The sequence below is a fragment of the Bradyrhizobium barranii subsp. apii genome (assembly GCF_011516635.5).
GTDB classification, from domain to species: Bacteria; Pseudomonadota; Alphaproteobacteria; order Rhizobiales; family Xanthobacteraceae; genus Bradyrhizobium; species Bradyrhizobium barranii.
Genome location: NZ_CP096255.1, coordinates 4,430,706 through 4,453,127 on the forward strand (window position 1 = coordinate 4,430,706; position 22,422 = coordinate 4,453,127).

Genomic DNA, 22,422 nt, shown 5'->3' on the forward strand with positions numbered 1-22,422 from the left:
CGCTTGCGCCGTCGGGCAAAACACCTTTAGGATTTTGGTCGTCGCGTTCGTCATTGCGAGCGCAGCGAAGCAATCCAGAAGTGCATCCGCGGAAAGCCTCCTGGATTGCTTCGCTGCGCTCGCAATGACGATGTGGACGCAGCCTAGGTTAGACCCCACTTGCGCCAACGCGCTGCCCTCTCGCCCGACGGAATATTTCCGCGCTTGCCAAGCTCGCCCCCGCGGTTCAGAAAAACGGAGCAAGAAGAAACGCGAGCGCGGAGACCTGACGTTTTGACCATCAAGGGCAAGGCCTACATTGCCGGGATCTACGAACACCCGACCCGGCATGCGCCGGACAAATCCACCGCCCAGCTCCATGCCGAGGTCGCCAAGGGCGCGATCGAGGATGCCGGGCTCAGCAAGGACGATGTCGACGGCTATTTCTGCGCCGGCGATGCACCGGGCGGCGCCTGGCCGATGGTCGATTATCTCGGCCTGAACACCAAAAAACTCCGCCACGTCGATTCCACCGAGACCGGCGGCTGTTCCTACATCATTCATCTCGGCCATGCCGCTGAAGCCATCGCGGCGGGCAAGTGCTCGATCGCGCTGATCACGCTCGCCGGCAAGCCGCGCACTGGCGTGATGCCGCCGCGCGCGGCCGGCGCGGAGGCCGATTTCGAGTCCGCTTACGGTGCGACCACGCACAATGCCTATGGCATGTGTGCCATGCGCCACATGCACGACTATGGCACCACGAGCGAGCAGCTCGCCTGGATCAAGGTCGCGGCCTCGCATCACGCGCAATACAATCCGCATGCGATGCTCAAGGACGTCGTCACCGTCGAGGACGTGCTGAACTCGCCGATGATCTCCGATCCGCTGCACCGCATGGATTGCTGCGTCGTCTCCGACGGCGGCGGCGCGCTGATCGTGACGACGCCGGAGATCGCCAAGAGCCTGAAGAAGCCGCTGGTCAAGCTGATCGGCCATGGCGAGGCGATGAAGGGCCCGCGCGGCGGCAAGGATCTCGACCTCACTTACTCCGCCGGCATCTGGTCCGGCCCGCGCGCGTTCGAGGAAGCCGGCATCACGCCGAAGGACATCAAATACGCCTCGATCTATGACAGCTTCACCATCACCGTCTTGATGCAGCTCGAGGACCTCGGCTTCTGCAAGAAGGGCGAGGGCGGCAAGTTCGTCGCCAACGGCAATCTGATCTCGGGCGTCGGCAAGCTGCCGTTTAACACCGACGGCGGCGGTCTCTGCAGCAACCATCCCGTCAATCGCGGCGGCATGACCAAGATCATCGAAGCGGTCAGGCAGCTGCGCGGCGAGGCGCATCCGAAGGTGCAGGTCAAGAATTGCGATCTCGCCATCGCCCACGGCACCGGCGGCCTTCTGGGCGTTCGCCACGCCGCCTCGACGGCCATTCTGGAGCGCGTGTGATGAGTGAAGCGAAGAAGTATCCCGCTCCCGTGACCAACCCCGAGACCGCCGCGTTCTGGGACGCCGCGAAGCAGGGCAAATTCATGATCAAGCGCTGCACGGCGTGCGGCGAGGCGCATTACTTCCCGCGCTCGATCTGCCCGTTCTGCTACTCCGACAAGACGGTGTGGGAGGAGGCTTCGGGCGAGGGCACGATCTACACCTGGAGCCTGATGCGGAAGTCGCCGACCGGTCCCTACGCCATCGGCTACGTCACGCTGAAGGAAGGTCCGTCGGTGCAGACCAACTTCGTCGACTGCGATCTCGAGAAGCTGAAGATCGGCCAGAAGGTGAAGGTGGTGTTCAAGCCGACGGATGGTGCACCGCTGCCGTTCTTCACGCCGGCGTAATTTCTTCCTTCCCCCCTTGTGGGGGAAGGTGGCATAGGCCGCCTGCGGCGGCCGTCCTTAAGAGACGCCGAAGCGAAGCTTCGGCTACGGCGCCGGATGAGGGGTATCGCTCCGCAGAGAAAATTTTCCGTGCGGAGGCAACCCCTCACCCCGGTGAGTTTGTTGCGAGCACCTCGTGGCCCTCTCCCACAAGGGGAGAGGGCACATCAACGGGCACCGCTGCTCGCGGAGAGAGCCGGGAGGAAACCAGAAAAATGTCCGCCAGATACGAAGAACTCAAAGGCCTGAAAAACATCGGCCAGAAATATTCCTACACTGATCGCGAGGTTATGCTCTACGCCTACGGCATTGGCCTCGGCGCCGATCCGATGGACGAGAACGAGCTCGCCTTCGTCAACGAGGGCACGCTGACGCCGCGGCCGCTCAAGGTGGTGCCGACCTTTGCCTCCGTCGCGGCGTGGGGCTCGGGGCCCGGCGAGATGAACCTCAACCGCGTCATGGTCGTGGACGGCGAGCGCGACATCACCTTCCACCAGCCGCTGCCGGTGGCCGCAAACATCACCGCCGATTCCTCCGTGGTCGAGGTCTACGACAAGGGCAAGGACAAGGGCGTCGTGATCAGCCACCAGACCGTGCTCAAGAACGAGAAGGGCGAGAAGCTTGCAACACTGGTCGCCTCGCGCTTCGCCCGCGGTGACGGCGGCTTTGGCGGGCCGAACCTGACCCAGCCCGATCCGCACAAGATCCCCTCGCGTTCGCCCGACAAGACCATCGACATCGTCACGCGCCCCGACCAGGCCCTGGTCTATCGCCTCTGCGGCGATCGCAACCCGCTCCACAGCGATCCCGAGTTCGCCAAGAAGGCCGGCTTCCCGCGCCCGATCCTGCACGGCATGTGCACCTACGGCATCACCTGCCGCGGCGTGCTCCAGACCTATGCCGACTACGACGCGTCGGCCTTCCGTCAGCACGTCGCGCGGTTCTCCTCGCCGGTTTATCCCGGCGAGACCGTGACCATGGACCTCTGGAAGGACGGCAACGTGATCTCGTTCGAGGCCAAGGTGAAGTCGCGCGGCGTCACCGTGATCAAGAACGGCAAGACGGTGCTGGGTTAGGTGGGTCTCGTGCCCCGGACGCAGCGCTCCTTAGCGGTGCGCTGCAGAGCCGGGGCCCAGAGAATGTCGAACGAAGAATGGGTCCCGGACGCGACGCAGCGTTTCACGCTGCATCGCGTCCGGGACACGAAAAACAAAAACAGGGAGAGGCCACCATGGGACTACTCGACGGCAAGGTTGCGCTGATCACCGGCGCGGGCGGAGGGCTCGGTGAGGCCTACGCAAAACTGTTCGCGCGGGAAGGGGCGTCGGTCGTCGTCAACGATCTCGGCGGCCCCCGTGACGGCTCCGGCGCCGACAAGTCGATGGCGCAGCTCGTGGTGGACGCGATCAAGGCCGAGGGCGGCAAGGCGGTCGCCAACGGCGCCGACATCTCCACCATGGAGGGCGGCCAGTCGGTGTTCGACGACGCCATCAAGCATTTCGGCCGCGCCGATATCCTCGTCAACAATGCCGGCATCCTGCGAGACCAGACCTTTTCCAAGGCCTCCGAATCCGACTGGGACAAGGTGATCAAGGTGCACCTGAAGGGCACCTTTTGTTGCACCATGCCGGTGTTTCGCTGGATGCGGGAAAACGGCGGCGGCGTCATCGTCAACACGTCCTCGACATCGGGCCTGATCGGCAATTTCGGCCAGACCAATTACGGCGCGGCCAAGGGCGGCATCTGGGGCCTGTCCAACGTGCTGGCGATCGAGGGCCGGAAGTACAACATCCGGATCTGGACGCTGGCGCCGGGCGCTTTGACCCGCATGACCGCAGACCTGCCCCGCTATAAGGAGAACCCCGGCGCGGCGCTGGGGCCGGACGGCATCGCGCCGGCCGTGCTATACATGGTCAGCGACTTGTCGGGCGACCAGACCGGCAAGGTGCTGGGTGTGTCCGGGCCCCGCGGCGTGCGCGAAATGCGGATGATGGAAATGGAAGGCTGGAAGCCGCCGCACTCGGGCTGGAACGCCCAGGACATCGTCGATCATGCCAAGGAGATCTTCTTCTCCGAGGAGCAGATCAAGATGGGGGCGCGGAGGTTTTAAAGGTCGTCATCCCGGGGCACGCGAAGCGTGAGCTATGATGCGCAATTACGCATCTGAGGATCCATACTCCGGATCGTGGTTATGGATTCCGGGCTCGCGACTGCGTCGCGCCCCGGAATGACAATAGAGAGAGACGAGGACTAGATGAAACTGACCGCCGACGCCAAGGGCACCTTCGCAATCGCGCCGACACCGTTCCACGATGACGGCCGGATCGACGAGCGCTCGATCGACCGCCTGACCGATTTCTACGAGGAGGTCGGCTGCGACGGCGTCACGGTGCTGGGCATCCTCGGCGAGGCGCCGAAGCTCGATGCCGCGGAGGCCGAGCAGGTGGCGGTGCGCTTCGTCAAGCGCGCCAAGAAGATGCAGGTGATCGTCGGCGTCTCCGCGCCGGGCTTTGCCACCATGCGCTCGCTGGCGAAGGCCTCGATGGATGCCGGCGCGGCCGGCGTGATGATCGCGCCGCCGCCGTCGCTCCGGACCGACGACCAGATCGTCGGCTACTATAAGCAGGCGGCGGAGGCGATCGGGCCTGATGTGCCCTGGGTGCTGCAGGACTATCCGCTGGCGCTCACGGTGGTGTTCACCCCTGCGGTGATCCGCAAGATCGTCACCGACAATCCGAATTGCGTGATGCTCAAGCACGAGGACTGGCCGGGTCTGGAAAAGATCTCGACGCTGCGCAGCTTCCAGAAGGACGGCTCGCTCCGTCCGCTCTCGATCCTCTGCGGCAATGGCGGACTCTTTTTGGACTTCGAGATGGAGCGCGGCGCCGACGGCGCCATGACCGGCTATGCTTTCCCGGAGCTCCTGATCGACGTCGTGCGCCTCTCGAAGGAGGGCAAGCGCGACGCTGCGCATGATCTGTTCGACGCGCATCTGCCGCTGATCCGCTACGAGCAGCAGCCGGGCGCAGGTCTGGCGGTGCGCAAGCACGTGCTGCAGAAGCGCGGCATCATCGCTTCCAGCGCCCAGCGCAAGCCGGGCGCGACCATCACGCCGGCGGCCAAGGCGGAGGTCGACTACCTCCTGTCGCGCGTCGCCCGCGTCGACAAGCGCGCCAATCTTGGTCCGCAATCCAGCGCCGCAGGTTAGTTGAATGCCAGAGACATCAGCATCACGCCCGGCTTCGACCATCCTCCTGCTCCGCGACGGCGCAAGGGTCGACGGCAAGAGCCGCGACGAAATCGAAGTGTTCATGATGGTTCGCCATCATCAGATCGAGTTCAACTCGGGCGCGCTGGTGTTTCCCGGCGGCAGCGTCGATGCTGGCGACAACGAAATCGTCGCCCGTGCCGACCTCTATTCGGGCGGCGAAGCCTTAAGTGAATCGGATCGCGGATTTCGGATCGCCGCGATCCGCGAGACCTTTGAGGAGAGCGGCATCCTGCTGGCGCGGGCGAAGGGCGCGGGTACGCCGATCGATGCCAGGCGCGCCGGCGAGATCGCCGACAAGCATCGCGTCGCCCTCAACGAACACAAGATCAGCTTCCTGAGCATCTTGGCCGACAACGGCCTCCAGCTCGCGCTCGATACGCTCGTGCCCTACGCGCATTGGATCACGCCGGAGGGCATGCCGAAGCGGTTCGACACCTGGTTCTTCCTCGCGGCCGCACCGCCCGATCAGCTCGGCGCCCATGACGGCCGGGAGTCGACCGACTCGATCTGGGTGTCGCCGCGCGAGGCGGTGGAGGGCGGCGAGAGCGGCCGTTTCAAGCTGCCGTTCCCGACCACGCGCAACCTGATCCGGCTCGCCAAGCAAGGCAGCGTGGGCGCCGCGCTGGAGCACGCCCGCGGCATGTCGATCGTCACGGTGATGCCTGTCATGACCAAGACCGAAGGCGGCCGCCAGCTCCGCATTCCCCGCGAAGCCGGCTACGACGGCGAGGTCTTCGAGGTCGGGGCGGTCGGCTAGGATACTTCGATACCAAACGAAGTATTGGCGGCCGCGGACGCGCTAGGTTCCGTCCATCGCGAATGGACGGGACGAGCAAAATGGATCAGGGACGGGACCCCAACATCGCCGTCGAGCTGGCGCTGCTGGTCGCGCTCGCAACGCTCTGGGGCGGCTCCTACACCTTCATCAAGCTCGGCGTCGCCACCATTCCGCCGATCACGCTGATCGCGGCGCGTACCACGATCGCCGGTCTGCTGCTGCTCGTCGTCATGTGGGCACGCGGCATCAGGATGCCCACGGATGCCGCGACCTGGCAGCGCTTCGCGTTCCAGGCCGTGCTCAACAGCGTCATCCCCTGGACGCTGATCGCCTGGGGCGAGCGTCATGTCGATGCCGCGCTCGCCACCATCCTCAACTCGGCCGGACCGATCTTCACCTTCCTGCTCACAGCCGTCGTCACGCGCCACGAGGTGACGACGCCGCGAAAACTGTTCGGCGTGGTCGCCGGTATGGCTGGCATCCTGCTGATCGTCGGCGTCGACGCTTTCCACGACATCGGCAGCGGCCTCGTCGCGGAGGCCGCCATCGTCGCCGCCACCATCTGCTACGCCTGCGCCGCGATCTTCGGCCGCAGTTTCAAAGGTCTCGATCCGATGGCACCGGCCGCCGGCTCGCTGCTGGCGGGTGCGGCGGCGCTGATCCCGGCCTCGCTGATCGTCGAACAGCCCTGGACGCTGTCGCCCTCGCTAAGAGCCTGACTCAAAATTGCATTGCTGTTTTTATCGCTGCGATGCGCCTTGTCATGAGTTGGACAGAGGCGAGGAAGAGCCAGGCAGTTGCGCTTTCGATGGTTCGCTCGAAGTCCTTGGCCAATCTGCGGTTGCGGCCGAGCCAGGCGAAGGTTCGTTCGACCACCCAGCGGCGCGGAAGCACCTCGAAGCCCTGTGCGGCATCGGAGCGCTTGATGATCTCGACAGTCCACCGGCCGATCTTTTCCAGCACCGCCTTGAGCTTTTCGCCGGCATAGCCGCCATCGGCGAAGATATGGCGCAGCCAGGGGAAGCGGTAGCGAATGCTGCACAGGACATCTGGCGTGCCGTCACGATCCTGGACGTCGGCAGCGTGAACGATCGCTCCGACCAGGAGCCCTTGGGTGTCGGTGACGATGTGGCGCTTTCGACCCTTGATCTTCTTTCCCGCGTCGTAGCCGCGAGGGCCGCCACTTTCCGTGGTCTTGACCGATTGGCTGTCGATCACGCCGGCCGTCGGCGAGGCCTCCCGGCCGATCGCCTCGCGCGCCAGCATCAGGAGTGCGTGGTTGATCGATTGCCACAATCCGCTGTCGCGCCATTGGTAGAAATAGTACTGCACCGTGGTCATTGGTGGAAACAGAGTGGGCGGCAGCATGCGCCACGGCAATCCGCCGCGCAGCAGATAGAGTACTGCCTCGACGATGTCGCGATAGCTCCATTTCGGGCGCCGCCCGCGCTTGGCCCGCACAGGAAGCAACCTCTCCAGCACGCCCCTTCCGCATCCGTCAAGTCGCTTGGCAAACGCAGCTCCTCTCGGGCAAACTGTGCCCGGGTGATATCAGTCCACATTCTCGATCCCTTTGATGCTTCGCAACACCGATGGAATCAGAACTCGCTGATATCACTCAACTTATTTTTCGGTCGGACACTAAGTTCCGTGCTGGCGCTGCTCGCGCTGGCGACCTTCTCGACTGCGGCGGCGTTCGCGATCTACTTCCGCCTGATCCAGACGCTGGGCTCGGTCGGCACCACCGCGCAGGCCTATCTGCGCGTGCCCATCGGGGTCGCCATCAGCGTCGGCTTCCTCGGCGAAACCCTGAGCCGGACCGCCTGGATCGGGCTTGCCTGCGTCGTCCTCGGCGTCGCCGCCATGACGATCGCGGCCCGGCGGCCGGCCAGCGTCAAAACGTCATAATCGGGAGGGGAGAAGGGCGGCGGGCTCGCGATATTAAGGATATTCGGCAGCGCGAGGCATGTTCCCCCGGGGCCGCAAACCATCGTATATTGGGCCTCCAATAGCCCGGTCCTCAAAAGCCCCAATGTCCGCCGAATTGACGCCGACCCCTGAGAAAAAGCGAACATTCTCGCTCTCCATCGGCCAGCTCACCTTCGGCAGCTTCCTCCTGGTGCTGGCCGTGATCATCGTCACCTCGACCGCGAGCGTGATCGCGATCCGGCATATCGATACGACCTTCGCCGAGTTGCAGCGGCTCCAGAGCGTCGGCGACCTCGCCGAGGACATCGACCGCCGCATGAACGAGCTGCGGCTCGCCGCGCGCGACTTCGTCACCGATCCCGGCGCCGGCACCCAGTTCAAGCAGGTCGGCGAGGCGGCCTCGACACTGAACGACATCCTGAGGAAGACCCGCATCGAGCTCGCGCCCGAGCAGCAGGACATGATCGACGGGGTCACGGAGCGCCTTGCGACCTATCGCAATGGCCTCGAGCGGATCTCGACCCTGATCGACCGCCGCGCCCAGCTGCTCGCCGGTCTGCCGCCGCTGCGCGACCGGTTCGACGTGGCCGTCGGAGCCGCGGCAGACCGCGAGCTTGCCTCCCGCCTGTCGGAAGCGCAGAGCCGGATCGCGCTCGGGCTGCTCGCGCGCAACCCGTCCGCCGCCGAGCAGGCCGCGCAGGGGATGCGGGCGATGGACATCGCGGACGCCAGGTTGAAGACGGCCGTGAACGATTACGCCGAGGCCATCATCGCGGTGGCCGTCCGGGAGCGACAGATCGCCGATATCGACCGCGAGGTGCTGGGCACCGAGGGCCGCCTGATCGGCCGCGTCACGGAACTCCTGCGCGAGGTCAGCGCCAGGCGCGGCCACGTGCTGTCGCGCGATTTCGCCCGCACGCTGACGGAGGCGCGCTGGCAGAGCATCGTGTTCGGCACCATCGGCGTCTTGATCGGCATTCTCGCGGCCGGCTTCGTGGTGCGGCGGACCGTCCGGCCGCTTGCGAAGATCGCGAGATCCATCCGCGCCCTCGCAGCGGGCGAGAAGGACACCTCGATCCCGTCGGCCGACCTCGACAACGAGATCGGCGACATCGCGCGCGCGGCCGAAGTGTTCCGCCGCGCGCTGGAGGAGGCCGACACGGCGCGTGAGGCGGCGGTGCGGGCGCTCACCGAGCAGCGCCTCGCCGAAGAGAGCTACCGCAAGCTGTTCGAGGGCTCGGTCGACGGCATCTATGTCACGACGCCGGCCGGCGATCTCCTCAACGCCAATCCGGCGCTGGCGCGGATGATGGGCTATGACAGCCCGCAGCAGCTCATCGACAGCATCAACGACATCGCCCACACCATCTACGTCCACCCCGAGGCGCGCGCCGAATACCAGCGGCTGATGGCGCGCGACGGCATCGTCCGCGAGTTCGAGTACCAGGTGCGCCAGCGCAGCGGCAACATCCTGTGGCTTTCCGACAGCGCCACGGGCGTGCGGGACGAGGCGGGCAACATCGTCCGCTACGAGGGCACGCTGCGCGACATCACCGACCAGAAGCGGGCGGAAGACGCCATCGCCGAAGGACGGCGCCTGCTCCAGCAGGTCATCGACACCGTGCCCGCGGTCATCAACGTCAAGGACCGCGAGCTGCGCTACGTGCTGATGAACCGCTACATGGCCGGCATCTTCGGCATCGAGCCCGCCGATGCGCTCGGCCGCACCACCGCGGATCTGATGTCGCGCTACGGCGCAGCCAAGACCGACGAGAACGACAAGCGGGTGCTCAGGCTTCGAAAAGGTCTCGGCTTCTACGAAGAGGAATACAAGGATTCCTCCGGCAACATGCGGCAATGGCTGGTCAACAAGCTGCCGCTGCTCGATGCCGACGGCGAGATCGAGCGGATCGTCACCGTGGCGCTCGACATCGGCGAGCGCAAGCGCGGCGAGCAGGAGATGCGCAAAGCCAAGGAATCCGCCGAGACCGCGTTGCGAAACCTGCGCGAGACCCAGGCCTCGCTGATCGAGGCGGAGAAGCTCGCCGCGCTCGGACGGCTCGTCGCCGGCGTCGCCCACGAGGTCAACAATCCCGTCGGTATCAGCCTCACGGTCGCATCCGCGCTGGAGCGCAAGACCGCGATGTTCACCTCCGAAGTCGAGCGCGGCGAGCTCCGTCGCTCCACGCTCAACGACTTCCTCAACACCAGCCGCGATGCGTCCTCGCAGCTCGTCTCCAATCTGAACCGCGCGGCCGAACTGATCCAGTCGTTCAAGCAGGTCGCGGCCGACCGCAACTACTCGGACCAGCGCAGCTTCGATCTCGGCGACCTCACCGAGCAGGTGGTGATGAGCCTGCGGCCCGGCTTGCGCAAACACAATCTGACGCTCAACGTCGAGTGCCAGCCGAGCCTGACCATGAACAGCTATCCCGGCCCATATGGCCAGGTGCTGACCAATCTGTTTCTCAATTCGGTGGCGCACGCCTTCCCGGACGGCCGGCCGGGGATCATCGACATCCAGGTGCGCGAGTCCGGCAAGGACAATGTCGAGATCATTTTCTCGGACAATGGCTGCGGCATGTCGCTCGACGTCCGCCGCCGCGCCTTCGATCCGTTCTTCACCACGCGGCGCGACCAGGGCGGCACCGGCCTCGGACTGCACATCGTCTACAGCATTGTGACGAACCGCCTCGGCGGGCGGCTCGATCTCGATTCCGAGCCGGGCGAGGGCACGCGCATCCAGATCATCCTGCCGCGTACCGCGCCGCTCGAGCAGGCTGCGGAATAGTCCCGCGCCTAATCAGCTTCCGCGAGCTTGTGCAGCGTGGCGCCGAAAATCAGGCTGGCCTTGCCGACGAGCGCTGTGCCCGTCATCTCGGCACGGGTGTCCGTGTAGGTCCCGCTGACGCCGATGCCGACCGGGGCAGGGCCGCCGAACAGCGGATTGTCGTCGCCCCGCGGCGAGGTGTGCCGTTGCACCAGCACCTCGCCTTTGAAGGTGTGGTCGTCCTTCACGACGTAGCTGCCCGTGTAATAGAGGTACGCATCGCCGCCAAGGATCTTGCCGTCGCGAAAAAGAATCACGCCGCTGCCCTTGCCGACTCGACCATCGAGCAGGTTCACGTGAATCGAGTAGAGGCCGTTCTTCATCACGTCCCACAGGCCGGCCGCCATCGCCCAACGGCGTAACCGGTAGAGCTTTTATGCCAAAGCGCGTTCCCGCGCGCAACGCGGCAGTTTGCCGGGCGGCGGTGCGATCTTGCCGCCGCCAGCCGTAGTTGTCCCGGCTTGTCTATGACACCACCATGACTGTCTGATCATGACGCGAGGCCAGTCGTTGCGAATCAAGTTGGCCCGCGAAATGCATAACCATTGTTGCACTGGCCGCGGGGTGCTGGAGCAAGACAAACGTGAGCAACTGGATCGATTCCGGCGGCGATGAGCCGCGTCTGTACAGTGTGCGTCCCACGATTTGCGAAACACAACGGCCGACCGGTGGTGCGCCACGTTGGCGAAGCATGGTGAGCCTCACTTGCGCCTTGGCTCTGATCGCGCTCGCAGCCCCCTCGGGGCATGCGCGCGACCGCGGCCAGTTCGTCAACACCAATGCCGAATTGAAGGCGTGGTTCGACGGCCTGCGCAGCGGCAAGGGGCCGTGCTGTTCCGATGCCGACGGCTCGGCGCTCTCGGACACTGACTGGGAGAGCAAGGACGGACATTATCGTGTCCGCATCCCGCGCCTGGGCCACGTGCTCGACGGCCAGCAGCAGGAGCTCGTCTGGGTTGACGTGCCCGAGGAGGCCGTCATCTCGGAGCCGAACCGGGTCGGCCGCACCATGGTGTGGCCGATCTACGGCTACATGGGCGTCGCCATCCGCTGCTTTATGCCGGGCAGCATGAGTTAGCCGGGCGAGCGCACGCCCGGCCTCTCGTCGACCTCAGATGCGGCGCCGCGTCAGGTGTATTTCTTGTCGCGCTCGAGCAGCTCGATGGAGATGCCTTCCGGGCCGCGGATGAAGCAGATGCGCACGCCGGGCCGGATCGTGGTCGGCTCGCGCGTGAAGGTGACGCCCTTGGTCTTGATCTCGGCCGCGACGGCGTCGATGTCCTTCACGGTGAGACCGAGATGGTCGAGGCCCTGATGCGGGTGCGGCGGCGGCGGGTTGACGGCGTTGTCGCCCTCGAGCGATGCGATGAAGATCTTTGCGCCGCCGAGATTCACGTCGATCCGTCCCGGTGCGCGCACGATCTCGCCGCCGAGGATGTCCCGCAGCCAAGCCGCTGTGGCCTCCGGATCGGGACTGCGCAGATGGACGTGATCCCAAGTGACGACGACTGGCATTTCATGTTCTCCCAACGGGGTCTTCGATGTTGCAGCGCATGTTAGCGGCCCCGGCTGGTGATCACCACCGTCCTTGCCGACTCGGCATGAGCGCGGGAACCTTAGTTCGTCTCCCGGATTAAGGTAAGCAGTGGCCGAGTCCGTCGTCGAACGAGCCCAGGCCGCGGTCGGTGATACAGCCATGAACGCCAGGTTTGATCGGATCGGGTGGGGACGTTTCGCCGGGAGCGGCGAGCGCCTGGCGCGAGCCGTGACGATCGCGAGCGTCTCGTTCGGGCGAAGCCTGCTCTGGCTACTAGCGGCGATCATCGTCGGCTGCGGGGTGTGGATGCTGCTGCCGCTCTCCAGGGGCAACAGCACCGAGCCGGTGAAGTCTGACGTGGCAACGGTCGAACCGGCACCTCCGGGCAGTACGGCGGCGGCGGTCTCGCCGATTGTCGAAGCTCAGGCGCCAGCTGCGGCAGAACTCGATCGCCTCAAAATCTCATCGCAGACCTGGCGCCGTGGCGGGCTCGGCTCGAAGGCGCTGGTGACGTTCACGCTGCGAAACGACAATGACTATGCCGTTAAGGATCTGGAGATCGTCTGCGCGTTCACGCGACGCGATGGCAGTCATCTCACCGACCGTAGCCGCGTGCTTGCCGACACGGTAACGATGAAGAGCCGCAAGACCTTTGCCCGTATCCCTGTCGGCTTCATCAACGTTAACGCCGATCAGGCGAAGTGTTCGCTGGTCGCAGCACGGCGCGCGTAACGCCCGGAGTTCCCGGTAGCGGAAAAGTTACTGTCCGCAGGCCTTGGCCGAAAAACTTGGCGTTGCCATTTGAACCAAGGGCCGGGTGCAGGAACCAATTAGAGTATCGCCGGTTTAAGGCGAAGAGCCCACGCGGGGATGCGGGGGGCGGAGCGTGGCCGATGCCCATTTTCAGGTACTTCGTTTTCGTCGGTGGAGCCTTGCTCGCACTGTTGTTTGTGGCGGATTACGTTCTGCCATCGCAACCGGTCGCACAGGCTATCGTCACCGCAAGCAACGATCAGCCGCTGATCCGGATCCGGTCGGATCGCCATTTGCCTGAGCGCGTCGTGCTCGACACCAGCCAGCCGACCATTGCCGCACCCGCAGTGAAGACCGCCGCGGTCGTTGCGCCTCAGCCGCCGGCGCAGGAGGCTGCTTCGCCGGAGCTGGCCGAGATGTCGGCCAAGGCGCGGGTGCGCGAGACCTTCGCCCAGTTTACGCCGGCCCCGAAGGCCAACGCCACTGCGGCCAGGAAGGCGGAGGCCAAGCCGCAAGTTCAGGCGCAGGCTCAGCTTCCTCAGGGGCAGACGCCTCAGATCCAGGCTCAGCCCAAGCGCAAGGTCGCCAGGGCGCACCCGGCGCCGCAACAGGGCCGGCCGATGCTGTTCGCGCAGCAGCCCCATTTCGGTCTCTTCAACACGACCTGGTAAGGGTGCCTCCGACCCGTCTCGAATCGAGACGGGGAGGGCTTTTTATTGGTCAATCTCTCTGCTAATTCGAACCGATCCGAACGCCGTCCGGTGCGCTGGCTTGCCAGCAGCGGTCCGGCGCTTCTCGGTTGCGGCCCCATACCCGGGCCGGGGCGCTCGTAGCTCAGCTGGATAGAGCATCGGATTTCGATTCCGAGGGTCGGAGGTTCGAATCCTTCCGAGCGCGCCACTTGCCAGGCCGGAGCCTTGAGGCCCGGCCGGCCCAATTCGCGGGTCCCATTACTTGCCCTGGATCTTCAGCCCATTGGGGCCGACATTGATCTGCACGCCGTCGGGCTGTTTCTCCGCCTGGTAGAGATTGTAGCCGAGCACGGCTGCCGTGACGACCAGAGCGCCGATGATCAGAAACAGGACGTTGCGGTTGATAGACATTCTCTTCCCTGAACCACTTGATGGACGGCGAGAAAAACCCCGCGCGTAGGGCGCGCGGGGTTTCTCAGCGCGCCCCCGGGGCTGGCTGGCGGCGCACTGCTCGGACCTGACAACCTCGTTCGAGGGAACCTGTTCCATAGCCCCCCGACGCGTGGTCAAGGCAAGCCATCGGCGTCGCGCCTGTGATGTCAGCTTGCGGAACGGCAGGTGTGCCGGGCCCGTGCCAGCGTGTCGGAGGGCGCCTCGTGGAAGGTCGCGCGGTACGCCGCGGCAAACTCGCCGAGGTGATGAAATCCCTGGGCGCGTGCGCATGTGGCGACCGTCGCGCCACCGCCCTTCAGGAGCCGCGAGCGTGTGGCCCACAGCCGCTTCAGGCGGATGTATTGATGCAGGCTCATGCCGCGCACCTTGCTCACCGCGCCGCCGAGCGTTCGGACCGAAACGCCCAACTCGCCGGCGAGATTGGCCGTATAGATCGGAGCGGTCGGATAGGCCGAGACGTAATCGTCGATCTGCTGCACGAGCCTGGCCGATCGCGCGCCGGCATTCGGGGCGGTGCGATCAGACAACGGGTCGATTTGAAACAGGTCGTCGAAGGCGAGCAGCAGACCCTCCTGGAGATGCGCGGCGACCTCTGTGGTTTCGAACATGTGCGGCTCTACGGACGCGGTCCGCAAGATGTCGAGAACAAGCTGACGCGCGTAGAGATGCGCCACGGGGTCCGCGATGCGAACCCACAATGCATCGGCGCGATCGAACCAGCCGCGATCCCTGAGCGCGGGGGAGAACATGATCAGCGCGTGGTAATTGGTCTGATGCTCGACGAAATGACAATGATGATTGCCGCGCAAGGCGATGAAAACGCGCGAGTCGAGTTCGATCCCGCTCGAGCTGGCCCGCAGATCGTCGGTCATCGGCAGGATCACCATGCCGCCCGGTGCGCGATAGGCGGTATCGAGAATCCGCGCAAACGACCTCGCCACGATGATCCGGCATCCCGGCAGGTTCACGATCGCGCGCGCCGCGGCGAAGTTGGCAACGTCGAGCGGAATGCTGCGGGCGTCTTCCATCGACTCGGCCGGTCGAAACGCGTCGACATCGGAAAACCGGATCAACTGGAGGGCGGAGGAGGGGGCGAGAGCGTCGAAGAACATGCTTCTGGCCGAATGCTGAAATGTGACAATTAAATGAAAATCGATACATCGCAATCAATGGCGAAACAGGATGATTCAGTAAACCGGATTCCGGGCCGTAGTATTGCGGACATCATGCCACGCGGCGCGGCGGGTCGATGTCACCGTCAACGGTCCCGGTTCATCGGTTGGCCTGAGGCGAGGTCGATGAAATGGAGACGCGTGCAGGCGGGACAGGCGAAGGACTCGAAGCTCCGCCCCTCGAGCCGCCGCCCCTCAAGCCTCCGCTCGTCAAGGCTCCGCTCGTCAGGCCTTGGCTGCCTCTCGAGATGCGTCTGCACATTCATGCCCGTCTGGGGGCATCGGAAAACAATGAAATCCACCATCGACGCAGAATGACGGCACATCGAATTTCATCTTTGATCTAGATCAGTTTTGGAATCGCTCCACGCAAGCCGCGAGCACGCGAATGGACACAACGCGCGATCTCGCAAAAGCGAAGGGGCCCGAGAGGGCCCCTTTGGAAATCACCAGCGGCGATAGCGTGGTCCGTAATAGCGAGGCCCATAGGCGCGTGGCCCATACCCATAATATCGGGGCCCGTAATACGGCCGCGGGCCGTAATACCCATCATAGTTCGGGCGCCAGAAACAGCGTCCCCAGGCGTCGCAGACCATGCGGACCTGCTCGACGTCGGAGACCTGCGGCGTCGCAGGTGCGGGCGCGATGGGCATGGCGGACGCCGCCGGTGATGCCATGATGGCACCGAACAGGGATGCGGCGACGAGGCCAGTCTTGAGATTCATGATGTCTTCCTCTGCTTAGTGTCTGTTCCAAAACATGTTGAGTCGAATGAATCGGTTGTGATTCAAGGTGAGCGGCCTGATTCGATGGGGACGCGCCGCCAATGTGGACTACCGAGAACCGTGCACGCTACGACCGCAGCCGCCTGCGCTATCCGAGCGACTTGACCGACGAGGAGTGGGCGCTGATCGCGCCTCGCATCCCGCCGGCCAAGCGCGGCGGCAACAAGCGTACGGTGGACCTGCGCGAGATTGCCAACGGGCTGATGTACATCCTGAGCACAGGTTGCCAGTGGCGCGCGATCCCCAAGGACCTGCCGCCGCGCTCGACGCTGTATGGCTACTTCGATCTGTGGAGCTGGAACGGCACGCTCGATAAAATTCATCACGCCCTCTATGTCGAATGTCGCGAAAGGGCCGAGCGCGAGGCTTCTCCCACCGCCGCCATCATCGATAGCCAGAGCGTGAAAAGCGCTGAAAAAGGGGGCCTCATGATCTCCATGGCTACGACGCGGGCAAGAAGATCAAGGGCAAGAAGCGGCACATTCTCGTCGACACGCAAGGCCTCTTGATGCACGCCATCGTGCATGCGGCGGACATCCAGGATCGCGACGGCGGCGTGCTCCTGATGGCAACGTTGTTCGGCCTCTATCCCTTTCTTCTGAAGCTCTACGCCGACGGCGGATATCAAGGGCCACATTTCCAGAAGGGGCTGCGTAGCGCTCTGAAGCGCGTGAACCTCGAAATCGTCAAACGCTCCGATCAGGCTCACCGTTTCGTCGTCTTGCCCAAACGCTGGATCGTCGAGCGTACCTTTGCCTGGCTCGGGCGATGCCGAAGACTGTCCAAAGATTGGGAATGCTTCAATCACAGGGCGCTCGCCTTTCTCAAGCTGGCCTCCATCCGACTCATGCTGCGAAAGCTATGCAATCCAAGGTAATCTTTCCGGACAGACTCTTACGCAATACAGGATATCGAAGTTGTTCTGATCAAATTGTGGCGGAACCGAAATGTAATGCTGATGAACAAATCTTCAGCAAAGCTCGCCGCAGACCTGACCTTCGCTTCGCAAGACTATCCCAGGTTCGCGCGCGTGACCAATGCTGCGCTTGCACTGGCGCTGCCTGGCAGGACATTGCGTTCATCTTTGATCCTGCGCAATTCGCCGGCACGACTTCATCCCTAGTCTTGCCGTAGCCAGCGCTTCGAGGAATTCGAAGAGCAGGCTCGCGAGATTGCCTGGAGCTGTGCAATGGACAAGATGAGACTAGACAAGGGTGACTGGCTGATCGTGTGCGACGGGCGCAAGGCGCTCATTTTGGAAAACCTCGGCGACGAGATGTTTCCGAACCTCCACACCCGGGAGGTGCACGAGCAGCCCAATCCCTCGACCAGCGCGCAAGGGACCGATGCGCCGGGCCGGCTGAACGCCGCCGTCGGCGGCGCGCGCAGCTCGGTCGAGCAGACCGATTGGCACGATGAGGCCGAGCGCGCCTTCCTGCGGAGCCTGGCCGGCCGGCTCGATGCCGCCGTCAGCGCGGGCGAGACCTCGGCCCTGACCATGGTAGCCTCACCACGCGCGCTCGGTATGATCCGCGCCGATTATTCGGTCGTGGTGCGCAAGGCGCTTCAGGGCGAGATCGGCAAGGACCTCGTCAAGCTGCCGGTCTACGAGATCGAGAAGCAATTGCTGCTGTCGGGCGCCGCCAAATAGCGGCACCCGCAGAGGATACGCCAGCGCCCCTCAGAAGCAGGGGTGCCGCCGGCCGTCCTGGCCGATATAGGTGGCCGAGCTCTGGTAGCAGCGGTTGTTCGACGGGCCGTCGTAGAAGGCGAAGGTGCCGGGGGTGATGCCGGGCCCGTAATTGTGCAGATAGCTGATCGGGTAGGGCAGCGGGTTGGTGTAGTGGCGGTGGTACCGGTGGTGTCCCCGCGCCTCCGCAAGGCTGGGGGCGAGGATTGCGGCCGACAGGGCAGCAACCGCGGCTACAAGCTTCAACGTGCTCATCTCGATTCTCCGGAACCCGCGCGAATAGGTCAGGTGTTTATAGCCATTTCGGGCCGCCGGGACACCCGTCCGGCGCCTGGAAATCGGGGCCAATCCCGCCGATTCCCGGGTGGGTGTGACAGAATTGCCCGGAGCAGGGTCGAAGGCTGCCCATTTTTGGCCTTTTCGGGATGCTTAACGAATTCCCCACACAAGTATGGCCAAAGAGAATTCGCTTAAGAATCCTGTCGCCGGCCCTTTGGGGGTCCTTCGAGGCCGGTCCATTCCTGAAGGCTTTCGCCGTCACGCACCATGCGCATCACGCTTTTGAGCCTGCTGTTGCTCTCCGTCGCCGCCGCTACGCCGGCGCGCGCCGAGCTGCACATCACCCGTGACCACGGCGGCTACGTCGAGGAGTACAAGGCCAAGTACAAGCGCGTCCGCGAGAAGGGTGAGCGCGTCATCATCGACGGCATCTGCAACTCGGCCTGCACCCTGGTGCTCGGCATGGTGCCGATGAACAAGATCTGCGTGACGCCGCGCGCCAGCCTCGGCTTCCATCAGGCCTATTACGACAAGGCCTTCACCTTCGGCATCAAGGTCACCAGCGCGGAGGGGACGTCCGACCTGATGTCCTATTACCCCAACACGGTGAAGGACTGGATCCGCCGCAATGGCGGGCTCACCACCGACATGAAGAAGATCAAGAACGGTGTCGAGCTCTGGAAGATCATCGATCCCTGTCCGGAAGAATGGTGAGCGGCTGAGCTGCGCTCCCGCTGACCGTCGCAGCGCAGCATCGCTCGTTTGGAAATTCGCGTTGCCGCATAGGCCCCGGTCGGGCAATGAGGGCGGCAATGAACCATAATCAAGAAGCCCTGACCGCCCGCGCCGCACCGATCCTGTTCGTCGTGCTCTGGAGCACCGGATTCATCGGCACCAAATACATCATCAACAACGCCGATCCCTTGACCTATCTCGCCATTCGCATGGCGATCGTGGTCGGCCTGATGGCGATCATCGCAGCGATTGCGCGACCGAAATGGCCGGACCGTGTCGACGTCGCGCATAGCGCTGTTGCCGGCATTCTCGTCCACGGCTTCTATCTCGGCGGCACCGCGATTGCGATCGCGCATTCGATCCCGGCCGGGCTCTCCGCGCTGATTCCGGGCCTTCAGCCGATCCTGACCTCGACCATCGCCAACCGTTGGCTCGGCGAACGCGTGACGCCGGTGCAATGGGCGGGGCTGGTGCTTGGCCTCGGCGGTGTAGCGCTGATCCTGCACGGCCGTCCGATGACCGGCGAGGCGGGGCTCGGCTGGCTCGCCTCGGTGGTGTCGTTGATCAGCATCACGCTCGGCACGCTCTATCAGCGCCGCTACTGCAACCACATCGACTGGCGCGCCGGCAATCTCGTGCAATATATCGCCGTCACCGTCTTCTTCACGGTCGGCGCCTTCCTGTTCGAGGACCGCGTGGTGCACTGGACGCGGGAGTTCGTGCTCGCGCTTGCCTGGCTCGCCGTGGCGCTCTCGATCGGATCGATCGGGCTGTTGTACTGGCTGATCCGCCACGCTGCCGCGACCTCGGTTGCGAGCCTGTTCTACCTGGTGCCCGCCGTCACGGCGCTGATGGCCTATCTGCTGTTCGGGGAGAAGCTCGATGCGCTGGCGATTGCCGGCATGGCGATGTGCGCGGCGGCGGTGTTCGTCGTCAACCGGCGTTTCTAGGCAGGCAGGCCAGTACGTCGGAATACATCCCTGACGTGCGGCGCGCGCTCGTGCTAGGCTGGACTGATTTCAGCTTCCCTTTGGCAAGGTGATTTCCATGAAAAAAGCACGGCGTGCACTGCTCGGCAGGTCCTTGAGGCCGGTCCGGATTGCCTGCATCAACTACGCCGAGGAGATGATGAGCGAGCGGATGATGGGGAGGCTCACGGCGGCGCTCCAGAAATGCTACGACGAGCATTTCCTGCCGGTCTGGGGTTATCCCATCGATCTCGACGTCACCCGCAACCCGAAGCCGACGGACTGGCAGCTGCTCTATTTTGACGACGCCACCCACAAGAACTTCCTCGGGCGGCACGAGCTGACGCACCGCGGCCAGCCGATCTCAAAGATCTTTCTGAAGGCACTCGGCGAGGACGATCCGGTCAGCCTGGCGGCCTCGCACGAACTGTTCGAGATGGTGCTCGATCCCATGGCCAATCTGTGGGCCGACAAGACTCGGCACACCCAATATGCCTACGAGGTCTGCGACGCCGTGGAAGAGGAGTCTTTTCTCGTCAACGGCTTTCCGATGTCGAACTTCGTCTATCCGTCCTGGTTCGAACCGTTCGAGCATCCCCGCGGCACCAAGTTCGACCATATGGGGTCGCTCAAGGCGCCGTTCTCGATGACGGAAGGCGGCTATGTCATCAAGAAGGTCAACGGCCGGAAGGTGATCAAGCAGTTCGGCTCATCCGAGAAGCGGAGGCGCTTCGCCAAGGAGGACCGGCGCGGCCATCGCAGCGAATTTCGTGATCCGCAAGGCGAGCATCACCCGGGCCGGCGCGCAGCCAAGCGGCGAGGGTAGGGGCGGGAGCAGTCTCCGGGCGCGCCCGCACCTGGAGACCTGCCCGAGCGCTGCGATCAGCGCTTGGCCTTCTTTTTCGACTTGGCTGCCTTCTTCGCGGACTTCCTGGTGGCCTTCTTTGCAGCCTTTTTGGCCGCTTTCTTCGACGACTTCTTTGCAGCCTTCTTCGAAGCTTTCTTCGCAGATTTCTTGGATGCCTTCTTGGTCGCCTTCTTGGCTTTCTTCTTGGAAGCCTTCTTCGGCGCTACTTTCTTCGCGACCTTCTTGGCGGCTTTCCTGACCTTCTTGACGGCGGTGACTGCGGCTTCGCTGGTTGCTTCCACGGCGGTGGTGATCGTGTCCAGCGCCTGTTCGGTGATCGGCTTCTCGTCGTCCATATCGTCCCCCACGGTTTGTATGGAGCGATGACGATAGCGGGTTTCAAAATCGAGTCAAAGCAGCGCTCAACCTTTGCGGATCTTTGCGTAGGCGGCGAGCGCGCGCTCGCGCCCCTTCGCGTGATCGACGATCGGCTGCGGATAGGTCTTGCCGAGCGTGACGCCCGCGCTCGCAAGCTCGATCGGTGATGCCTGCCAGGGCTGGTGGATCAGCTTGGCCGGCACGTCTTTCAGCTCGGGCACCCAGCGCCGGACATAGGCTCCATCAGGATCGAACTTCTCGCCCTGGAGAGTTGGATTGAACACGCGGAAATAGGGTGCGGCGTCGGCGCCGCAGCCGGCGACCCATTGCCAGTTGGCGGGATTGCTGCCGGCATCCGCATCGACCAGCGTGTCCCAGAACCAGCTCTCGCCGTCGCGCCAGTCGATCAGGAGATGCTTGACCAGGAAGGACGCCACCACCATCCGCACCCGGTTGTGCATCACGCCGGTGTGCCAGAGCTCGCGCAGGCCGGCATCGACGATGGGATAGCCGGTGCGTCCGCGCTGCCAGGCGGCGAGCGCTTTCTTGTCTCCCTTCCAGGGAAAGCCATCGAAATTCGTTTGCAGGTTTTCGGTGGCAAGGCTCGGGTGATCGTGGAGGAGGTGGCGGCAGAATTCGCGCCAGCCGAGCTCGCTCAGGAACTTTTCGACGCCGGGCCCGATCGCTGGATTCTCCGCTGCCGCAAAGCGCGCGGCGTGCCAGACTTGGCGCGGGCTGAGCTCGCCGAACCTCAGATGAGGCGACAGGCTTGAAGTCCCCTCGCGATCCGGACGGTCGCGATCGCCGACATAGATGTGCGCGGCGTGCTTGAGGAAGTCGCGGAGGCGTACGCGGGCCGAGGCTTCTCCCGGCGTCCAGGTCTGGCGCAGGCCGCCAGCCCAGTCGGGCTTTGTCGGCTCGAGCGTCCAGCTCTCCAGCGCGTCGCTGGCGAGCTGCGGCGCAGGGCGTAGCTCCCGCGGTGCGGGCAGAGGCTTGGGCGGATCGCCCAGCGACAGCACCCGCCGCCAGAACGGCGTGAAGACGCGAAGGCCGCGGCCCTCCTTGTTGCGGATCGCCGAGGGTGACACCAGCAAGTCGCCAGGGAAGCTCTGCGAGTCCACGCCGAGCTTTGCCAGCGCCGCTTCGAGCTGTTTCTCGACGGACTGATGTGGCGCCTGCGCGACCCCGTTCCAGTAGACCATTGCGGCTCCGCTCTCCCGCGCCACCTCGGGGATCACCTTGGCCGCCGGCCCCTTGCGCAGGATCAGCGATCCGCCGCGCGTGGCGATCTCGGCGCCGAGCGCCCGCAGCGACTGTGCCAGCCACCAGCGCGTAGCACCGCCCGGCGGCCGTCCGGCCATCTCATCCATCACATAGAGGCAGATCACCGGCGCGCCTATCTTGGCGGCAGCATGGAGGGCGGGATGGTCGGACAGGCGGAGGTCATCGCGGAACCAGGCGATGAC

Annotated in this window: 25 protein-coding genes, 1 tRNA gene and 3 pseudogenes; 19 read left to right on the forward strand and 10 right to left on the reverse strand. The window is 64.4% G+C overall.

The window, feature by feature from the left end; translation table 11 throughout:
* Nucleotides 1–273 precede the first annotated feature (273 nt).
* From HAP41_RS20925 to HAP41_RS20955, 7 genes and pseudogenes are all read left to right on the forward strand, one after another.
* Nucleotides 274–1,431, forward strand: coding sequence for a thiolase family protein (locus tag HAP41_RS20925; protein ID WP_166097186.1), 1,158 nt, complete (start codon nucleotides 274–276; stop codon nucleotides 1,429–1,431).
* A complete protein-coding gene (locus HAP41_RS20930; RefSeq protein ID WP_028154920.1) occupies nucleotides 1,431–1,820 on the forward strand; it encodes a Zn-ribbon domain-containing OB-fold protein in 390 nt (129 codons plus the stop codon). Before HAP41_RS20925 ends, HAP41_RS20930 begins: the two co-directional genes overlap by 1 nt.
* A gap of 254 nt (nucleotides 1,821–2,074) precedes the next feature.
* Nucleotides 2,075–2,935 carry a MaoC family dehydratase gene (locus HAP41_RS20935; protein WP_166097185.1) on the forward strand — a complete coding sequence of 287 codons (861 nt, stop codon included), beginning with the start codon at nucleotides 2,075–2,077 and terminating at the stop codon, nucleotides 2,933–2,935.
* Between the two features lie 155 nt (nucleotides 2,936–3,090).
* Nucleotides 3,091–3,969, forward strand: coding sequence for an SDR family oxidoreductase (locus HAP41_RS20940; protein ID WP_166097184.1), 879 nt, complete (start codon nucleotides 3,091–3,093; stop codon nucleotides 3,967–3,969).
* Between the two features lie 144 nt (nucleotides 3,970–4,113).
* Nucleotides 4,114–5,067, forward strand: a complete 954-nt coding sequence (locus tag HAP41_RS20945) for a dihydrodipicolinate synthase family protein (protein ID WP_166097183.1) — start codon at nucleotides 4,114–4,116, stop codon at nucleotides 5,065–5,067.
* A 4-nt stretch (nucleotides 5,068–5,071) separates the two neighbouring features.
* Complete coding sequence (locus HAP41_RS20950; RefSeq protein WP_166097182.1) at nucleotides 5,072–5,887, forward strand: NUDIX hydrolase; 816 nt, start codon at nucleotides 5,072–5,074, stop codon at nucleotides 5,885–5,887.
* A gap of 80 nt (nucleotides 5,888–5,967) precedes the next feature.
* A pseudogene (locus tag HAP41_RS20955) lies at nucleotides 5,968–6,618 on the forward strand (DMT family transporter); the annotation flags it as partial.
* Between the two features lie 10 nt (nucleotides 6,619–6,628).
* On the opposite strand, the gene HAP41_RS20960 reads toward HAP41_RS20955, so the two are convergent.
* A protein-coding gene (locus HAP41_RS20960) for an IS5 family transposase (RefSeq protein ID WP_206706213.1) occupies nucleotides 6,629–7,470 on the reverse strand; the annotation gives its coding sequence in 2 pieces (ribosomal slippage) (nucleotides 6,629–7,395 and nucleotides 7,395–7,470; 843 coding nt in all).
* A 76-nt stretch (nucleotides 7,471–7,546) separates the two neighbouring features.
* Here HAP41_RS20960 and HAP41_RS20965 point away from each other — a divergent pair.
* Both HAP41_RS20965 and HAP41_RS20970 read left to right on the forward strand, forming a co-directional pair.
* Nucleotides 7,547–7,816: pseudogene (locus HAP41_RS20965) on the forward strand (EamA family transporter); the annotation flags it as partial.
* 124 nt (nucleotides 7,817–7,940) lie between these two features.
* Nucleotides 7,941–10,628, forward strand: coding sequence for a PAS domain S-box protein (locus HAP41_RS20970; RefSeq protein WP_166097181.1), 2,688 nt, complete (start codon nucleotides 7,941–7,943; stop codon nucleotides 10,626–10,628).
* A gap of 8 nt (nucleotides 10,629–10,636) precedes the next feature.
* Here the strand turns inward: HAP41_RS20970 and HAP41_RS20975 are convergent, their stop codons facing one another.
* Nucleotides 10,637–10,990: a GrlR family regulatory protein gene (locus HAP41_RS20975; RefSeq protein WP_063986297.1), complete on the reverse strand. Its 354-nt coding sequence runs from the start codon at nucleotides 10,988–10,990 to the stop codon at nucleotides 10,637–10,639.
* Between the two features lie 260 nt (nucleotides 10,991–11,250).
* Here HAP41_RS20975 and HAP41_RS20980 point away from each other — a divergent pair, with 260 nt between their 5' ends.
* Nucleotides 11,251–11,745, forward strand: coding sequence for a hypothetical protein (locus HAP41_RS20980; RefSeq protein WP_085405488.1), 495 nt, complete (start codon nucleotides 11,251–11,253; stop codon nucleotides 11,743–11,745).
* Between the two features lie 50 nt (nucleotides 11,746–11,795).
* Here the strand turns inward: HAP41_RS20980 and HAP41_RS20985 are convergent, their stop codons facing one another.
* A complete protein-coding gene (locus HAP41_RS20985; protein ID WP_166097180.1) occupies nucleotides 11,796–12,182 on the reverse strand; it encodes a VOC family protein in 387 nt (128 codons plus the stop codon).
* 181 nt (nucleotides 12,183–12,363) lie between these two features.
* Between HAP41_RS20985 and HAP41_RS20990 the strand changes: the two genes are divergently transcribed.
* The 3 genes from HAP41_RS20990 (at nucleotide 12,364) to HAP41_RS21000 (ending at nucleotide 13,857) form a co-directional block, all read left to right on the forward strand.
* Nucleotides 12,364–12,936, forward strand: coding sequence for a hypothetical protein (locus HAP41_RS20990; RefSeq protein ID WP_166097179.1), 573 nt, complete (start codon nucleotides 12,364–12,366; stop codon nucleotides 12,934–12,936).
* A gap of 161 nt (nucleotides 12,937–13,097) precedes the next feature.
* The gene (locus HAP41_RS20995; RefSeq protein ID WP_166097178.1) at nucleotides 13,098–13,628 is read left to right on the forward strand and encodes a hypothetical protein; all 531 of its coding nucleotides are present in this window, start codon (nucleotides 13,098–13,100) and stop codon (nucleotides 13,626–13,628) included.
* A 152-nt stretch (nucleotides 13,629–13,780) separates the two neighbouring features.
* Nucleotides 13,781–13,857 (forward strand) — tRNA-Arg (locus HAP41_RS21000).
* Nucleotides 13,858–13,907: 50 nt separating this feature from the next.
* On the opposite strand, the gene HAP41_RS21005 is transcribed toward HAP41_RS21000, so the two are convergent.
* The 4 genes from HAP41_RS21005 to HAP41_RS21020 all read right to left on the reverse strand — a co-directional run bounded on the left by HAP41_RS21005 (nucleotide 13,908) and on the right by HAP41_RS21020 (nucleotide 15,999).
* Complete coding sequence (locus HAP41_RS21005) at nucleotides 13,908–14,060, reverse strand: hypothetical protein (RefSeq protein WP_166097177.1); 153 nt, start codon at nucleotides 14,058–14,060, stop codon at nucleotides 13,908–13,910.
* 188 nt (nucleotides 14,061–14,248) lie between these two features.
* Nucleotides 14,249–15,214: an AraC family transcriptional regulator gene (locus tag HAP41_RS21010; protein WP_166097176.1), complete on the reverse strand. Its 966-nt coding sequence runs from the start codon at nucleotides 15,212–15,214 to the stop codon at nucleotides 14,249–14,251.
* Nucleotides 15,215–15,360: 146 nt separating this feature from the next.
* Nucleotides 15,361–15,579: a hypothetical protein gene (locus HAP41_RS21015; protein ID WP_224581018.1), complete on the reverse strand. Its 219-nt coding sequence runs from the start codon at nucleotides 15,577–15,579 to the stop codon at nucleotides 15,361–15,363.
* A gap of 141 nt (nucleotides 15,580–15,720) precedes the next feature.
* Nucleotides 15,721–15,999, reverse strand: a complete 279-nt coding sequence (locus HAP41_RS21020; protein WP_071912916.1) for a hypothetical protein — start codon at nucleotides 15,997–15,999, stop codon at nucleotides 15,721–15,723.
* Between the two features lie 101 nt (nucleotides 16,000–16,100).
* On the opposite strand from HAP41_RS21020, the pseudogene HAP41_RS21025 reads away from it, so the two are divergent.
* From HAP41_RS21025 to HAP41_RS21035, 3 genes and pseudogenes are all read left to right on the forward strand, one after another.
* Nucleotides 16,101–16,936, forward strand: a pseudogene (locus HAP41_RS21025) (IS5 family transposase).
* A 75-nt stretch (nucleotides 16,937–17,011) separates the two neighbouring features.
* Entirely contained in the window at nucleotides 17,012–17,182 is a 171-nt protein-coding gene (locus HAP41_RS21030) for a hypothetical protein (protein WP_166097175.1), read from the forward strand.
* Between the two features lie 66 nt (nucleotides 17,183–17,248).
* The gene (locus HAP41_RS21035; RefSeq protein WP_166097174.1) at nucleotides 17,249–17,710 is read left to right on the forward strand and encodes a host attachment protein; all 462 of its coding nucleotides are present in this window, start codon (nucleotides 17,249–17,251) and stop codon (nucleotides 17,708–17,710) included.
* Nucleotides 17,711–17,740: 30 nt separating this feature from the next.
* Here HAP41_RS21035 and HAP41_RS21040 read toward each other — a convergent pair whose 3' ends face one another.
* Complete coding sequence (locus tag HAP41_RS21040) at nucleotides 17,741–18,004, reverse strand: hypothetical protein (RefSeq protein ID WP_028153618.1); 264 nt, start codon at nucleotides 18,002–18,004, stop codon at nucleotides 17,741–17,743.
* Nucleotides 18,005–18,295: 291 nt separating this feature from the next.
* Between HAP41_RS21040 and HAP41_RS21045 the strand changes: the two genes are divergently transcribed.
* The 3 genes from HAP41_RS21045 (at nucleotide 18,296) to HAP41_RS21055 (ending at nucleotide 20,557) form a co-directional block, all read left to right on the forward strand.
* Entirely contained in the window at nucleotides 18,296–18,742 is a 447-nt protein-coding gene (locus tag HAP41_RS21045) for a hypothetical protein (RefSeq protein ID WP_063982650.1), read from the forward strand.
* A 98-nt stretch (nucleotides 18,743–18,840) separates the two neighbouring features.
* Nucleotides 18,841–19,713 (forward strand): DMT family transporter, encoded by an 873-nt coding sequence (locus HAP41_RS21050; RefSeq protein ID WP_028153619.1) that lies wholly within the window; start codon nucleotides 18,841–18,843, stop codon nucleotides 19,711–19,713.
* A 97-nt stretch (nucleotides 19,714–19,810) separates the two neighbouring features.
* Nucleotides 19,811–20,557 carry a hypothetical protein gene (locus HAP41_RS21055; protein ID WP_063982651.1) on the forward strand — a complete coding sequence of 249 codons (747 nt, stop codon included), beginning with the start codon at nucleotides 19,811–19,813 and terminating at the stop codon, nucleotides 20,555–20,557.
* A 56-nt stretch (nucleotides 20,558–20,613) separates the two neighbouring features.
* On the opposite strand, the gene HAP41_RS21060 is transcribed toward HAP41_RS21055, so the two are convergent.
* Together HAP41_RS21060 and HAP41_RS21065 are read right to left on the reverse strand one after the other, a co-directional pair.
* On the reverse strand, nucleotides 20,614–20,934 hold the full coding sequence (locus HAP41_RS21060) for a histone (RefSeq protein ID WP_071912924.1): 321 nt from the start codon (nucleotides 20,932–20,934) through the stop codon (nucleotides 20,614–20,616).
* Nucleotides 20,935–21,000: 66 nt separating this feature from the next.
* Complete coding sequence (locus tag HAP41_RS21065) at nucleotides 21,001–22,392, reverse strand: cryptochrome/photolyase family protein (protein WP_248577236.1); 1,392 nt, start codon at nucleotides 22,390–22,392, stop codon at nucleotides 21,001–21,003.
* Nucleotides 22,393–22,422 lie beyond the last annotated feature (30 nt).

Coding starts and splice junctions, on each gene's coding strand:
- HAP41_RS20930 (WP_028154920.1), top strand. CDS start 1,431: ATGAGTGAAGCGAAGAAGTATCCCGCTCCCGTGACCAACCCCGAGACC.
- HAP41_RS20935 (WP_166097185.1), top strand. CDS start 2,075: ATGTCCGCCAGATACGAAGAACTCAAAGGCCTGAAAAACATCGGCCAG.
- HAP41_RS20940 (WP_166097184.1), top strand. CDS start 3,091: ATGGGACTACTCGACGGCAAGGTTGCGCTGATCACCGGCGCGGGCGGA.
- HAP41_RS20945 (WP_166097183.1), top strand. CDS start 4,114: ATGAAACTGACCGCCGACGCCAAGGGCACCTTCGCAATCGCGCCGACA.
- HAP41_RS20950 (WP_166097182.1), top strand. CDS start 5,072: ATGCCAGAGACATCAGCATCACGCCCGGCTTCGACCATCCTCCTGCTC.
- HAP41_RS20970 (WP_166097181.1), top strand. CDS start 7,941: ATGTCCGCCGAATTGACGCCGACCCCTGAGAAAAAGCGAACATTCTCG.
- HAP41_RS20975 (WP_063986297.1), bottom strand. CDS start 10,990: ATGAAGAACGGCCTCTACTCGATTCACGTGAACCTGCTCGATGGTCGA.
- HAP41_RS20985 (WP_166097180.1), bottom strand. CDS start 12,182: ATGCCAGTCGTCGTCACTTGGGATCACGTCCATCTGCGCAGTCCCGAT.
- HAP41_RS20990 (WP_166097179.1), top strand. CDS start 12,364: ATGAACGCCAGGTTTGATCGGATCGGGTGGGGACGTTTCGCCGGGAGC.
- HAP41_RS20995 (WP_166097178.1), top strand. CDS start 13,098: ATGCCCATTTTCAGGTACTTCGTTTTCGTCGGTGGAGCCTTGCTCGCA.
- HAP41_RS21005 (WP_166097177.1), bottom strand. CDS start 14,060: ATGTCTATCAACCGCAACGTCCTGTTTCTGATCATCGGCGCTCTGGTC.
- HAP41_RS21010 (WP_166097176.1), bottom strand. CDS start 15,214: ATGTTCTTCGACGCTCTCGCCCCCTCCTCCGCCCTCCAGTTGATCCGG.
- HAP41_RS21015 (WP_224581018.1), bottom strand. CDS start 15,579: ATGGTGGATTTCATTGTTTTCCGATGCCCCCAGACGGGCATGAATGTG.
- HAP41_RS21020 (WP_071912916.1), bottom strand. CDS start 15,999: ATGAATCTCAAGACTGGCCTCGTCGCCGCATCCCTGTTCGGTGCCATC.
- HAP41_RS21030 (WP_166097175.1), top strand. CDS start 17,012: ATGCTGATGAACAAATCTTCAGCAAAGCTCGCCGCAGACCTGACCTTC.
- HAP41_RS21035 (WP_166097174.1), top strand. CDS start 17,249: ATGGACAAGATGAGACTAGACAAGGGTGACTGGCTGATCGTGTGCGAC.
- HAP41_RS21040 (WP_028153618.1), bottom strand. CDS start 18,004: ATGAGCACGTTGAAGCTTGTAGCCGCGGTTGCTGCCCTGTCGGCCGCA.
- HAP41_RS21045 (WP_063982650.1), top strand. CDS start 18,296: ATGCGCATCACGCTTTTGAGCCTGCTGTTGCTCTCCGTCGCCGCCGCT.
- HAP41_RS21050 (WP_028153619.1), top strand. CDS start 18,841: ATGAACCATAATCAAGAAGCCCTGACCGCCCGCGCCGCACCGATCCTG.
- HAP41_RS21055 (WP_063982651.1), top strand. CDS start 19,811: ATGAAAAAAGCACGGCGTGCACTGCTCGGCAGGTCCTTGAGGCCGGTC.
- HAP41_RS21060 (WP_071912924.1), bottom strand. CDS start 20,934: ATGGACGACGAGAAGCCGATCACCGAACAGGCGCTGGACACGATCACC.